Here is a 13058-nt window from a genome sequence, read left to right on the forward strand (position 1 = left end):
GGGATCAGATGTCCCCGGCGCCGTCCAGGATGGGGCGGATGACCACCGGGTACTCGGGGGCGCCCGCGGGCTGCGGGCAGCGGGCGATGCGCTCGGCGATCTCCGTGACCCGTTCCAGGCTCGCGCAGTCCAGCACCCAGTAGCCGGCCAGCAGCTCCTTGGTCTCGCTGTACGGCCCGTCGGTGATCACGGCCTTGCCGTCCGGGCCGAGGCCGACGTGCCGGACCTTCGCGGGCTCGGCGAGGCCCTGGCCGTCGACCATCTCGCCGCTCTCGGCCAGGTCGTCGTTGATCGCGCTCATGAAGGCGTACATCGCCTGGATCTCCTGCTCGCTCCAGGCCGGGGAGTTCGCGGAGGCCTTGCCGCGCATGGCCTCGTAGTCGGCCTGGGTTCCCTGCACCATGACCAGGTACTTCATGAGTCCGCTCCTTCGGCTCCGGCCGCCCCTGACGGGCGGCTCTCACAGGGGACGTCGGAGCCGGGCCCGGGTTCTCGACAGGGTTCAGGATTTTTTCGCGGCGGATTTCCAGCCGGTCTTCTTCGCGCGCTCGTCCTCGGCCTCACTGCCCTCCTCGACGTGCGCCTCGCACTTCGGATTCCGGCACGGCCCGGCCACCCAGACCGGGACCCACGCGCCCAGCGTCTTGTGACGCTTGACGACCGTCTCGACAGACTGTCCACAGGCGGGACAGGCATTTCTCTCGCTGTCCATGCCTTCAGGGTAGGGCGGACAGGACGTCAGCGCTTCCTGCTGTACGTCCGCACGAACACGCCGTTCTTGAAGGTGCGGACGTCGTCGAGGCCGAACTCGGTGATCGAGAAGCCGGATCCGAACATCGGCATGCCCGAGCCGATGGTGACCGGGTACGTCTTGATGACGAGCTCGTCGATCAGGTCGAACAGTTCGCCCGCGATCCGGGATCCGCCGCACAGATAGATCCCCAGCTCCCCTTCCTCGGCCTTCAGTTCGCGGACCTTGCCGACCAGGTCGTCGGCGATGATCTCGACGTGGGGATCGGGCGACTCGGTCAGGGTGCGCGAGGCGACGTACTCCCGCAGGTGGGCGTAGGGGCTGGTGATGCCCTGCTTCAGGCCCTCGTTGTAGCTGCCGCGGCCCTGGACGACGGTGTCCCAGCGCTTGTTCGCGAGGCCGTCGAGACCGAGGGCCCTGCGGCCCGCGGTCGCCAGGGTCTCCGGGTACTCGGCCGTGAGGAACGCCAGGAACTCCTCGTCGACGAACGGCATCATGAACGTCGCGTCGCCGCTCTCGTCCCCGATGAAGCCGTCGATGGAACAGGCGATGAAGTAGGTGAGCTTGCGCAAGCTGGTCTCTTTCCGTCGGCTGGATGCTGGCTGTGTACTGCCCGTTGAACGACTTCATTTGTAGTGCTTCACTTGTAGTGGTTGCAAGATGTTTTCGGCACCTGGCACAAGTAGGAAAGGGGATTCCGCATGGCGAGCAATCCGGAGCGACGGGCGGCGCTGGTCGACGCGGGGATCGAGGTGCTCTCACGGGAGGGGGCGCGGGGGCTGACGTTCCGCGCGGTGGACGCGGAGGCCGGGGTGCCGGTGGGGACCGCCTCCAACTACTTCACCGGGCGCGACGACCTGCTTCGCCAGATGGACGCCCGGCTGCATGTACGACTCGCTCCGGACCCGTCGGTGCTCGCCGAGCTGATGACGAGACCGAAGGACCGCGCGCTGGTCACGGCCCTCATGCACGACCTCATGGCCCGCGCGACCCGCGACCGCACCGGCTATCTGGCCCTTCTGGAAATGCGCCTCGAAGCCACCCGCCGCCCCGGACTCCGGGAGTCCTACACCGAGTCGGTACGCGGAGACCTCGACTACGGCATGCGGTTCCACCGCGACGCGGGGCTGCCCGGCGGCGACGAAACGGTCGTGGTCCTCTACCTCGCGATGCTCGGCCTGATCCTGGAACACCTGACCCTGCCGGGGGTACTGGACGGGGCGCTGCCGGGGGTGGGGGTGCCGGAAGGGATGGTAGAGCGGGTGGTGGGGGCGGTGGTGCCGGAGGGGTAGCCGCCGGGCCCACCCGGCACCCCCGTGGCCGCATCCACCCCCGCGTCCCGCTCGCGTCGGCTCAGCCCCGCGGCTCGCGCCACATCGGCCACATCCGGGGGCCGTCCGGGAGGTCCAGCGCGGGGCCGGTGGGCTCGAAGCCGAGGCGTTCGTACAGGGCGCGGCTGCGGGCGCTGCTCGCTTCCAGGTAGGCGCAGAGGCCCTCGCGATCGCAGCGGTCGAGGACCGAGGCGATGAGCGCGGTGCCCAGGCCCTGGCCCTGGTGCTCCGGTGCCACGCCGATCATCCACAGGTATTCGTGGGCGCGGCCGGCGGGGTGGATGCCCGCCGTCAGCCGGCCGATCAGCTCGACACGCTCGTTGTCCGGGTCGACCTCCGCGCGCAGCTCGGCGGGACCGTCGGCACCCTCCTCGTCCGCGTGCTCGCCGTCCGGCACCGGCAGCCACAGCGCACAGGCCGTACCGTCCTCGGTGACGTCGACGCGCCCCTCGGCCAGCACGATGTCGGTGAAGGCGGCCATGAGCCGAGGGTGGGTCGTACGACGGTGCTCGTCACCCGGGAACACCCACCGGCTGACCGGGTCGTCCTGGAACGCCGCGTCCAGCAGCCCGACGACCAGTTCACGATCCCCTTCGCCCGCCGCCCGGATCGCCACACCCATGTTCCGCCGCCCCTCGCCTCAACCGCCCGTGATCGTACGGGCGTTGACTCTATCGGGGACCAAGTGGCGGGTGAGCCGGAAAAAGAGGGCGGGGCCCGCACGCCGTGGGGATGTGCGGGACCCGCCCGACCGGAGCCCCTCGGGGCCGTGCGGGGTCAGGAGCCGCACGGCCCCGGGGGCTCCGGGGTCCGGATCGACTGCTTCCGCAGAGCAGTACGGCCTACTGGGGTACCAGCGCTCAACTGGTGCGCCGTGTCACGAACTCGGCCAGGGCCAGCAGTCCCTCCGCCGCCGCCGGCTCGGGCACCGCACGGGACAGTTCCGCGATCGCGCGGGCCATCCGGTCGGCCGCCTGGACCTGCGCCCAGTCACGTCCGCCGGCCCGCTCGACGGCGAGTGCCGTCCGGTCCAGGTCCTCCTTCGCGTACGGAGTCGCGTAGAGCTCCGCCAGTTCCGCGCTCGCCGGGGTGCCGGAGGCCAGCGCGGCGACCACCGGCAGGGACTTCTTGCGGACCGCGAGGTCGGACCCGGCCGGTTTGCCGGTGCGGCGCGGGTCGCCCCATATGCCGATCACGTCGTCGATGAGCTGGAAGGCGAGCCCGGCCTCCCGGCCGAACGCGTCCAGCGCCTCGACGTCCTCCCGCGACGCGCCCGCGTACAGCGCGCCCACCGCACAGGCGCACCCGAGCAGCGCGCCGGTCTTGGCCTCGGCCATGGCGAGCACCTCGTCGAGGGTGACCTCGCCGGGGTCCTGTGTCTCCATGGCCGTGTCCGCGTGCCGGCCGGCGCACAGCTCGACGACACAGGCCGCGAGCCGGGCGGCCGCGGCCCCGGCCGCCGGGTGCGGGTCCTGCGCGAGCAGCCCGAGGGCGAGCGCCTGGAGGGTGTCACCGGCGAGGATCGCGTCGGCGTCACCGAACACCGTCCACGCGGTGGGCCGGTGCCGCCGGGTGGTGTCCCGGTCCATCACGTCGTCGTGCAGCAGCGTGAAGTTGTGGACCAGCTCCACCGCCGCGGCCGCCCGCACGGCCACCTCCCGCGCCGCCGCTCCCCCCAGTGCGGCGGCCGCGGTGAGGACGAGTGCGGGCCGTATCGCCTTGCCGGCGTTGCCCGCCGCCGGGGTGCCGTCGGCGTGCTCCCAGCCGAAGTGGTGGAGCGCGATCCGGCGCATGGAGCCGGGCAGCGACTCGATCGCCTCGCGCAGCACGGGGTCGACCGACGCCCGGGCCCGCTCCAGGATCACCGCCGCCTCGTGCCCGTCGAGCGGCTCCGTCCCGGCGGGGTGCTGTGGCACCTCCCTCATGAGCTCGGCCATGGAGGTCCCCTCGGAGAGTCCGCGGACGGTGGCGTTTCCGCTGCGACTGGGCGCATTCGACCGGGGTACACCCGCCCGCGGGGGCGGGGACACGGTTCCCAGCTGCAGGAACGTCACCTCCACCGGCCGATCTCGACGTTCTCCAACACACCGAGCGCGTCCGGCACCAGCACCGCGGCAGAGTAGTACGCCGTCACCAGGTACTTGATGATCGCCTGCTCATTGATGCCCATGAACCGCACCGACAGGCTCGGCTCGATCTCGTCCGGGATGCCGGCCTGTTGCAGACCGATGACGCCCTGCTCGGCCTCGCCGGTACGCATCGCGATGATCGAGGTCGTACGGGCCTCGGTGACCGGGATCTTGTTGCACGGGTAGATCGGCACCCCCCGCCAGGTGGGGATGCGGTTGCCGCCCACGTCGATGGTCTCGGGGACGAGTCCGCGCTTGTTGAGCTCACGCCCGATCGCGGAGATCGCGCGCGGATGCGCGAGCAGCAGCTTGGTGCCGCGCCGCCTGCTGAGGAGCTCGTCCAGGTCGTCGGGGCTGGGCACGCCGTCGTGCGGCTGGATGCGCTGGTCGTACTCGCAGTTGCTGAGCAGCCCGAACTCGCGGTTGTTGACGAGCTCGTGCTCCTGGCGCTCCTTCAACGCCTCCACGGTCAGCCTCAGTTGCTGTTCGGTCTGGTTCATCGGCTGGTTGTAGAGGTCGGCCACGCGTGAGTGGATGCGCAACACGGTCTGGGCCACGCTCAGTTCGTACTCGCGCGGCCGGGCCTCGTAGTCCACGAAGGTGTGCGGGATGTCCGGCTCGCCGCTGTGGCCGGCCGCGAGGTCGATCGCCTTCTCACCGTATTTGTTGGTGCTCTGCTCCGGGATCGAGCGCAGCGCCTGGAGATGCTCACGCAGGGAGTCGGTGCGCTCCGCGACCTGCTCGACGGCGTTCCGAGGAAGGACGAGCACCGTGCAGGCGGTGACCGCGCGCGCGGTGTACTCCCAGATGGCCTCGGGGTCCAGCAGCGCCTGGTCGCCGAAGTGGGCGCCGTCGGCGAGGACTCCGAGGACGGCGTCGTCGCCGTAGGGGCCCGTGCCGATCTTCTCCACCCTGCCGTGCGCGAGAAGGAAGACCACGTCGGCCAGGCTGCCGAACGAGGCGATCACGTCCCCCGCCGCGAACTCGCGCTGCTCACACCGCCGGGCGAGCTCCGTGAGCACCTCCTCGTCCTCGTACGTCCGGAGCGCCGGGAGTTCGCACAGCTCCTCCGGGATGACCTCGACCCGTTCGCCCGTCTTCACGAAAGTGACCCGGCCGTCCCCCACGGCGTAGGTCAGCCGCCGGTTCACGCGGTACGTACCGCCTTGAACATTCACCCAGGGCAGTGTGCGCAGCAGCCAGCGAGAGCTGATCTCCTGCATCTGGGGTGCGGACTTGGTGGTGGTGGCCAGGTTCCGCGCGGCCGCCGTGCCGAGGCTCTGCTGCGGCCGGCCCTGCTCGGTGCGGACCTCTTCGCCTACCGACATATGAGAATTGCCCTCCCGGTCAACCCCGGCGCCGGTCTGCACCGGGGCTTCGAACTGCGGACCAGCCTTCCATCACGGAGTGTGCTGGTGCTATTACACGAAAGAGTTGGAATGGATCTTCGATAACTGGGCAATACCGAGATCTCGCACACTGTTCCCGGCCCGGTGTCCGAAACAGCTCGCACACCGTGCGAACCAAGTGGTCCCGGCTGTCCGCCCCGGGTACAAGCAGCGGTACGAGCCGGTCGCGACAGGCGGTCGCCACGCAAGCGAAGGAGGCGGCATGGCCCCACCCATGTCCGCGAGCACGTTCCTGGACGCCCTGCAGGACGAGGGCGTCACCATCGTCCAGGTCGGCGACTGGAGACATCACAACCGCAATCACAAGGGCCCCTGGGGCCCGGTGCACGGCGTGATGATCCACCACACGGTGACCAAGGGCAGCGCACGCACCGTCGAACTCTGCCGCGACGGCTACGAGGACCTCCCCGGCCCGCTGTGCCACGGCGTGATCACCAAAGACGGCCGCGTCCACCTCGTCGGCTACGGCCGCGCCAACCACGCGGGCCTCGGCGACGACGACGTCCTGCGCGCGGTGATCGCCGAGAAGGCCCTCCCGCCGGACAACGAGGCGAACACCGACGGCAACCGCCACTTCTACGGCTTCGAGTGCGAGAACCTCGGCGACGGCCGGGACCCGTGGCCCGCGGCCCAGCTGGACGCGATCGAGAAGGTCGCCGCCGCGATCTGCCGCCACCACGGCTGGACGGAACGGTCGGTCATCGGCCACCTGGAGTGGCAGCCCGGGAAGGTGGACCCACGCGGCTTCACGATGGCGTCGATGCGGACCCGGATCAGGGACCGTCTGACGTGACGGCACGGCTGGTCCGGGGGTGACCACACAGGCGACAATGAGGGCGTGACCAGCACCGACCTCGCCGCCCTGCGCCCCCGGCTCCCGTCGCCGCTGCAGGAGATCGAGGACGACCGCTTCACCCGCCGGGGCGTCCGCCTGTCGCTGAAACGCGACGACCTGATCCACCCGGACCTCGTCGGCAACAAGTGGCGCAAGCTCGCCCCGAACCTCACGGCCGCGGCCGGCCGCACACTGCTCACCTTCGGCGGCGCGTACTCCAACCACCTGCGCGCGACGGCTGCCGCGGGGCGGTTGCTGGGGCTGCCGACGGTCGGCGTGGTCCGCGGCGACGAACTGGCCGACCGGCCCCTGAACCCGTCCCTGGCCCGCTGCGTGTCCGACGGCATGCGGCTGGCTTTCGTCGACAGATCGACCTATCGCCGCAAGAACGAGCCATCGGCTCTGCTGGCGATACTGCGCGCGGCCGGGGCCGAGGACGCGTACGTCGTGCCCGAGGGCGGGAGCAACGCGCTCGCGGTACAAGGCTGTCGGGCGCTCGGTGAGGAGTTGCGGGGGCGGGCCGACGTGGTCGCCGTGGCGTGCGGGACGGGCGGGACCTTCGCGGGGCTGGCGGCCGGGCTGGGGGCGGGTCAGCGGGCGTTGGGGATACCGGTGCTCAAGGGCGGGTTCCTGACGGCCGACATAGAGGGTCTGCAGCGGGAGGCGTTCGGGGGGCGCCGCGGCGAGTGGGCGCTGGACGACCGGTTCCACTTCGGGGGGTACGCACGCACGACACCCCAACTCGACGCCTTCACGGAGGACTTCGAGGGGCGGCACGGGGTGGGGGTGGAGCGGCTGTATGTCGCCAAGTTGCTGTATGGACTTGTGGCGTTGGTGGAAGAGGGAGCGTTCAAGCCGGGGAGCAGGGTGACCGCCGTGATCACCGGAGCGCCGTACGACGGGTGACCGGCGGGGCCTCTTGCGGAACTTGCGCCCCGTCGCCTTCTTGGCGACCTGGACAACAGCGCGACGACAGCGCGATGACCGCGTCCGCCCGCCTCAGCCCCTCGTCCATGCGCTGGACGAAGTCGTCCCCCGTGTCACCCCGTGCCGATCGTGTCGCGCCCATGATCCCCCGTCAGACCGCCGCGGGAGTACGGAAATCGTCACGTCGCCTCCCGGTACGCCGCCGCCTCCTCCAGGTCCAGCCTGCGCAGCAGGGTCCGCAGCATCTCGTCGTCGATGTAGCGCCCGTCCCGCAGTTTCACGAACACCTCGCGTTCGGCGCCGATCATCTCCCGGGACAGCCGGCGGTAGGTGTCGTCGACGGTCTCGCCGGTCACCGGGTTCACCGAGCCCAGGCGCTCCCAGACGGCGTTGCGGCGGCGTTCCAGGACCGAGCGGAGGCGGTCGGCGAGGGGTTGCGGGAGGGAGTTGCGTTCGTCGGAGAGGAGTCCGTCCAGGGTGCGTTCGGCGGCCCGGGAGGCCTGCGCCTGGGCGTTGGCCTCCGCCAGGGTCTCGGCCTGGGCGTCGCGGCCGGGGAGCTTCAGCAGGCGGATCAGCGGGGGCAGGGTGACGCCCTGGACGACCAGGGTGCCGATGACGGTGGTGAAGGTCAGGAAGAGGATGAGGTTGCGGCCGGGGAACGGTTCGCCGCCGTGCATGGTCTCGGGGATCGAGAAGGCGATGGCCAGCGAGACCACACCGCGCATGCCGGCCCAGGCGATGACGAACGGCGCCTTCCATGTGGGGTTGTCCTCACGTTTCCTGATCCGCGCGGAGAGCAGGCGCGGCAGGAACGTCGCGGGGTACACCCAGACGAACCGGGACGCGACGACCAGCGCGAAGACGGCCACCGCGTACCAGACGGCGTCGCCGCCCTCGTACTCCCCGAGTCCCTTCACCACGACGCGGAGCTGCAGACCGATGAGGGCGAACACCGACGACTCCAGGACGAAGGCGACCATCTTCCACACGGCGTCCTCCTGGAGGCGCGTGGCGAAGTCGACCTCCCACGCGCGGTGTCCGAGGAAGAGGGCCACGACGACGACCGCGAGGACTCCGGAGGCGTGGAACTGCTCGGCGGCGGCGTAGGCGACGAAGGGGATCAGCAGCGAGAGGGTGTTCTGGAGCAGGGGTTCCTTGAGGTGGGTGCGCAGCCAGTGGATCGGGACCATCAGGATCAGTCCGACCGCCACCCCGCCGACCGCCGCGAGCAGGAACTCACCGATGCCGCCCGCCCAGGACGCGCCCTCGCCGACCGCGGCCGCGAGGGCGACCCGGTAGGCGGTGATCGCGGTGGCGTCGTTCACCAGGGACTCGCCCTGGAGGATCGTGGTGATCCGGGACGGCAGCCCCACCCGGCGCGCGACCGCCGTCGCCGCGACCGCGTCCGGCGGCGCCACCACCGCGCCCAGGACGAGTGCCCCGGTCAGCGACAGGCCGGGCACGATCTGGTAGGCGGCCCAGCCGACGACGATGGTCGCGAAGAGCACGTACCCCACGGACAGCAGCGCCACGGGCCGCAGTTGCGCGCGCAGGTCGAGGTAGGAGCTGTCGGTGGCCGCCGAGTGCAGCAGCGGGGGCAGCACGAGGGGCAGGACGATGTCCGGGTCGAGGGTGTACTCCGGGACCCCCGGGACGTACGAGAGCACCAGCCCCACGGCCACCAGGAGCAGGGGTGCCGGCACCGGGGTGCGCCGGGCCGCCGCGGCGACCGCGGCGCTTCCCGCCACCAGCAACAGCAGTGGCATCACGTCCATGGTCTTCGCCCACCCTCGTTTTTCCGCACGGTCTTCTGCGCGGCCGTCGTAATCTGGCAATCATGAAACAGTGCACGCATGCCGACGCGCTGCCGCACCCGGAACCCGCCCCGCTGAGCGACACGTGCGTCGAGTGTCTGCGCGAGGGCCGGCACCCGGTGCAGCTGCGACTGTGCCTCGACTGCGGCCACGTCGGCTGCTGCGACTCCTCGCCGGGAAGACATGCCACCGAGCACCACAAGGATTCCGGACACCCGATCATGCGGACATTCGAACCCGGTGAGAGCTGGCGATGGTGCTTCGTGGACCACGTTCTCGTATGACGTCGGACCGCTCCGGTTTTCGACGGTTCGACCGTCTGACGTCTGGGTACGTCAACCCGGCGCGCGTTCTTCCCAATTGGAGCCGCAGACCCCTAGACACGGAGCGTATCCACAGTTTTACTGTGAGTGACGCCGAGGGGTTGGGGTCCTGGGGACAGGAAAGTTGAGAGCGCGATAGCGTCACCGCTGAACCACACTTCGCGTTACCCCGGGGGGCGACCCTCGGCCCCGAAAAGCTTGTACCACCTTGGAGGTGAGGGTGTCCCAGATCGCAGGCGAGCCCGCGACCCAGGACTTCGTGGAAGTCCGGCTGCCGGCTGCGGGTGCCTACCTGTCGGTGCTGCGTACGGCGACTGCCGGCCTCGCGGCCCGTTTGGACTTCACCCTCGACGAGATCGAGGACCTGCGCATCGCGGTGGACGAGGCGTGCGCGATCCTGCTCCAGCAGGCCGTGCCCGGCTCGGTCCTCAGTTGCGTCTTCCGCCTCGTCGACGACTCACTCGAGGTCACCGTCTCGGCGCCGACCACGGACGGTCACGCCCCCGCGCGTGACACCTTCGCCTGGACCGTCCTGTCCGCTCTCGCGGGCAAGGTCTCCTCAGCCGTGGACGACGACAAAACCGTTTCGATCAGCCTCTACAAACAGCGCGGCGCGGGACCCGGGCCGGCGTGAGGACAGGGGACGGGCCGGTGCGTGACGAAGAGCGCGGCACACGGGAGCTGCCGGCCGAGGGCACAGGCGGGTCCCGACGCATGGGGGACGGCGTCGACGGCATCCCCGAACAGGCCCGGCCGCATCCGGAGGACGACTCGCCGGAGGCCGGCTCCCTGGACGACGGGCAGCGGGATCAGGAAGGTGCCGTGCAGAGCGTGTCTCTGGACGGACGGATCGGGGTCTCCCCTGTCCGAGCAGAGACGAGGGCTCGGGGAAGGGCGACGGGCGGGACGATGAGCGAGCACCAGCGAGACGATCAACAGGGCGCGCAGAGCGGGCAGGCCACGCAGGACAACCCTCAGGACCGCAGCGGGGCGCGGGCACTCTTCATCGAGCTGCGCAAGCTGCAGGACGGCAGCGCGGAGTACGCGGACCTGCGCAACCGGCTGGTCCGTATGCACCTGCCGCTCGTCGAGCACCTCGCGCGCCGCTTCCGCAACCGCGGCGAGCCGCTGGACGACCTGACCCAGGTCGCCACCATCGGCCTGATCAAGTCGGTCGACCGCTTCGACCCGGAGCGCGGCGTCGAGTTCTCGACGTACGCGACCCCGACGGTCGTCGGCGAGATCAAGCGGCACTTCCGGGACAAGGGCTGGGCGGTCCGCGTCCCGCGCAGGCTCCAGGAACTGCGCCTCTCGCTCACCACGGCGACGGCGGAGCTCTCGCAACGGCACGGCCGCTCCCCCACGGTCCACGAGCTGGCCGAGAAGCTGGGCATCTCGGAGGAGGAGGTCCTGGAGGGCCTGGAGTCCGCCAACGCGTACTCCACGCTGTCCCTGGACGTCCCGGACACCGACGACGAGTCACCGGCGGTGGCGGACACCCTGGGCGCCGAGGACGAGGCGCTGGAGGGCGTCGAGTACCGCGAGTCGCTCAAGCCGCTCCTCGAGGACCTGCCCCCGCGCGAGAAGCGGATCCTGCTGCTGCGTTTCTTCGGCAACATGACGCAGTCGCAGATCGCGCAGGAGGTCGGCATCTCGCAGATGCATGTCTCCCGGCTGCTGGCACGGACGCTGGCGCAGCTGCGGGAGAAGCTCCTGGTGGAGGAGTAAGTCGAGGGCCGGGCCCTACTTCTCCGCGCCGCCGGCGTTGCCGGGTCCGCGGATTCCGAGGGCCCGGGTCGTCTCCGCGTTGACGAGCAGGACGAGCGCGGTGACCGCGACGACCGCGAGCACGATCCCCGCCGGGATCGCCACACTGTCGGCCTGCAGCAGGTTGTAGGCCACGGGCAGCGCCAGGATCTGTGTGATGACGGCAGGCCCCCGGCTCCAGCTGCGGCGGGCGAGCAGCCCCCGTGCGGCGAGCAGCGGCAGCAGGGCGAGGGCGATCACCGTGATGCCACCGGTGACACCGGTCTGCCTGTTGTCCGAGTCGCCCGTGAATGCCGCCACGAGCATCCACACGCCCCCGACCACCAGTGCGAGCCCCTCCAGCGCGGCCAGCGCGGCGGCGTAGATCAGCCGCCGTGGACGCGGACCGGCGGTTTCCTCGGGAACGGGCGTCTGCTCACTGGTCACCCCTGAAGGGTATCGGCCGCCCACAGCGCCCCCATGGCGGGCCCGAGCGTCTCTCCGGCGGTTCCGGACCCACGGCCGTGGCGAGGTTCACGTGCTCATCTCTTACTTGATCCCTACCTCGGCCTGTGCCGGGTACCACCCAGTAGGTACTCTGCAACTCATGCGTGCACTTCTCGTGGTCAATCCGGCAGCTACCACCACAAGCGCACGTACGCGCGATGTGCTGATCCACGCGCTCGCGAGCGAGATGAAGCTCGAGGCGGTCACCACCGAGTACCGAGGGCACGCGCGCGATCTGGGCAGGCAGGCGGCGGACAGCCGGGACGTCGACCTGGTGGTCGCCCTCGGCGGCGACGGGACGGTCAACGAGGTCGTCAACGGCCTGCTGCACGCCGGGCCCGATCCGGAGCGGCTCCCCCGTCTCGCCGTGGTCCCCGGCGGCTCCACCAACGTCTTCGCCCGCGCCCTGGGCCTGCCCAACGACGCCGTGGAGGCGACCGGCGCGATCCTGGACGCGCTGCGCGACGGCAGCGAGCGCACGGTCGGCCTGGGCCTGACCTCGGGCACGCCCGGCACGGAGGACGAGGCGGTGCCCGCGCGCTGGTTCACCTTCAACGCGGGCCTCGGTTTCGACGCGGGCGTGGTGGGCCGGGTCGAGCAGCAGCGCGAGCGCGGCAGGAAGTCGACGCACGCGCTGTACGTCCGTCAGGCCATGCGTCAGTTCTTCGGCGAGGCCCACCGCCGGCACGGCACGATCACCGTGGAGCGCCCGGACGCCGATCCGGTGACCGATCTGGTGCTGTCCATAGTCTCGAACACTTCTCCGTGGACGTTCCTGGGCAATCACCCGATGTACGCGTCACCTAAGGCCTCGTTCGATAAAGGCCTCGACGTACTCGGTCTCAGCCGAATGACGACGACCGCGGTTGCCCGGTATGGCACCCAGTTGCTCACTTCGTCCCCCGAGCGTGGCCCGCATGGCAAGCATGCGTTCTCCCTGCACGACCTGGACCAGTTCACCTTGCATTCCAAGGTGCCCCTGCCCCTTCAGATGGACGGCGACCACCTAGGGCTGCGTACGAGCGTGACGTTCACAGGCGTACGCCGTGCACTGCGTGTGATTGTGTGAGCAGAAAGGGCTGAAGTCCTTTCACTCGAACGTTTAGGCCAGGATCCACCCCATGGAAGTACGGCTGTGACCTAGTCGACACCGAGGAATCAAAAAAAACTTTCCGGAAGGGGTTGTATCCGCCGCTGAGGTTTGCGAGTCTCTACGTGGCGATCGGGACAGCCCGCAACACCGGCTCCACAGATCACCGGAACCCCTCATCAAAACCCAGGACCAC

The 13058-nt window shown here is 70.2% G+C and carries 15 protein-coding genes; 7 read left to right on the forward strand and 8 right to left on the reverse strand.

The features are described 5' to 3' along the window. Window positions 1-4: 4 nt before the first annotated feature. The 3 genes from QF037_RS16595 to QF037_RS16605 form a co-directional block, all read right to left on the reverse strand. Window positions 5-418, reverse strand: coding sequence for a YciI family protein (locus tag QF037_RS16595; RefSeq protein ID WP_307025998.1), 414 nt, complete (start codon window positions 416-418; stop codon window positions 5-7). An 84-nt stretch (window positions 419-502) separates the two neighbouring features. Further along, complete coding sequence (locus QF037_RS16600) at window positions 503-712, reverse strand: hypothetical protein (protein ID WP_307026000.1); 210 nt, start codon at window positions 710-712, stop codon at window positions 503-505. A gap of 26 nt (window positions 713-738) precedes the next feature. Next, the gene (locus QF037_RS16605; RefSeq protein ID WP_307026002.1) at window positions 739-1323 is read right to left on the reverse strand and encodes a dihydrofolate reductase family protein; all 585 of its coding nucleotides are present in this window, start codon (window positions 1321-1323) and stop codon (window positions 739-741) included. Window positions 1324-1452: 129 nt separating this feature from the next. Here QF037_RS16605 and QF037_RS16610 point away from each other — a divergent pair, with 129 nt between their 5' ends. After that, entirely contained in the window at window positions 1453-2043 is a 591-nt protein-coding gene (locus QF037_RS16610) for a TetR/AcrR family transcriptional regulator (protein WP_307026004.1), read from the forward strand. A 61-nt stretch (window positions 2044-2104) separates the two neighbouring features. On the opposite strand, the gene QF037_RS16615 is transcribed toward QF037_RS16610, so the two are convergent. The 3 genes from QF037_RS16615 to QF037_RS16625 all read right to left on the reverse strand — a co-directional run bounded on the left by QF037_RS16615 (window position 2105) and on the right by QF037_RS16625 (window position 5539). After that, entirely contained in the window at window positions 2105-2704 is a 600-nt protein-coding gene (locus QF037_RS16615; RefSeq protein WP_307026006.1) for a GNAT family N-acetyltransferase, read from the reverse strand. Between the two features lie 238 nt (window positions 2705-2942). Continuing rightward, on the reverse strand, window positions 2943-4019 hold the full coding sequence (locus QF037_RS16620) for a family 2 encapsulin nanocompartment cargo protein polyprenyl transferase (protein ID WP_307026008.1): 1077 nt from the start codon (window positions 4017-4019) through the stop codon (window positions 2943-2945). A gap of 113 nt (window positions 4020-4132) precedes the next feature. Next, window positions 4133-5539, reverse strand: coding sequence for a family 2B encapsulin nanocompartment shell protein (locus QF037_RS16625; RefSeq protein ID WP_307026010.1), 1407 nt, complete (start codon window positions 5537-5539; stop codon window positions 4133-4135). A gap of 283 nt (window positions 5540-5822) precedes the next feature. On the opposite strand from QF037_RS16625, the gene QF037_RS16630 reads away from it, so the two are divergent. After that, the gene (locus tag QF037_RS16630) at window positions 5823-6413 is read left to right on the forward strand and encodes an N-acetylmuramoyl-L-alanine amidase (RefSeq protein ID WP_307026012.1); all 591 of its coding nucleotides are present in this window, start codon (window positions 5823-5825) and stop codon (window positions 6411-6413) included. A 45-nt stretch (window positions 6414-6458) separates the two neighbouring features. Further along, window positions 6459-7361, forward strand: coding sequence for a 1-aminocyclopropane-1-carboxylate deaminase/D-cysteine desulfhydrase (locus QF037_RS16635; RefSeq protein ID WP_307026014.1), 903 nt, complete (start codon window positions 6459-6461; stop codon window positions 7359-7361). 200 nt (window positions 7362-7561) lie between these two features. Here the strand turns inward: QF037_RS16635 and QF037_RS16640 are convergent, their stop codons facing one another. After that, entirely contained in the window at window positions 7562-9157 is a 1596-nt protein-coding gene (locus QF037_RS16640; RefSeq protein ID WP_307026017.1) for a Na+/H+ antiporter, read from the reverse strand. 62 nt (window positions 9158-9219) lie between these two features. Between QF037_RS16640 and QF037_RS16645 the strand changes: the two genes are divergently transcribed. From QF037_RS16645 to QF037_RS16655, 3 genes are all read left to right on the forward strand, one after another. Further along, complete coding sequence (locus QF037_RS16645) at window positions 9220-9480, forward strand: UBP-type zinc finger domain-containing protein (RefSeq protein WP_095046657.1); 261 nt, start codon at window positions 9220-9222, stop codon at window positions 9478-9480. 259 nt (window positions 9481-9739) lie between these two features. Beyond that, complete coding sequence (locus QF037_RS16650; RefSeq protein ID WP_030784224.1) at window positions 9740-10153, forward strand: anti-sigma regulatory factor; 414 nt, start codon at window positions 9740-9742, stop codon at window positions 10151-10153. A gap of 17 nt (window positions 10154-10170) precedes the next feature. After that, window positions 10171-11247, forward strand: a complete 1077-nt coding sequence (locus QF037_RS16655) for an RNA polymerase sigma factor SigF (RefSeq protein ID WP_373463734.1) — start codon at window positions 10171-10173, stop codon at window positions 11245-11247. A gap of 15 nt (window positions 11248-11262) precedes the next feature. Here the strand turns inward: QF037_RS16655 and QF037_RS16660 are convergent, their stop codons facing one another. Next, window positions 11263-11712 carry a hypothetical protein gene (locus QF037_RS16660; protein WP_307026022.1) on the reverse strand — a complete coding sequence of 150 codons (450 nt, stop codon included), beginning with the start codon at window positions 11710-11712 and terminating at the stop codon, window positions 11263-11265. 160 nt (window positions 11713-11872) lie between these two features. Between QF037_RS16660 and QF037_RS16665 the strand changes: the two genes are divergently transcribed. Further along, complete coding sequence (locus QF037_RS16665) at window positions 11873-12841, forward strand: diacylglycerol/lipid kinase family protein (RefSeq protein WP_307026024.1); 969 nt, start codon at window positions 11873-11875, stop codon at window positions 12839-12841. Window positions 12842-13058 lie beyond the last annotated feature (217 nt).

It is taken from the genome of Streptomyces canus, from assembly GCF_030815415.1.
Classification (GTDB): domain Bacteria; phylum Actinomycetota; class Actinomycetes; order Streptomycetales; family Streptomycetaceae; genus Streptomyces; species Streptomyces canus_F.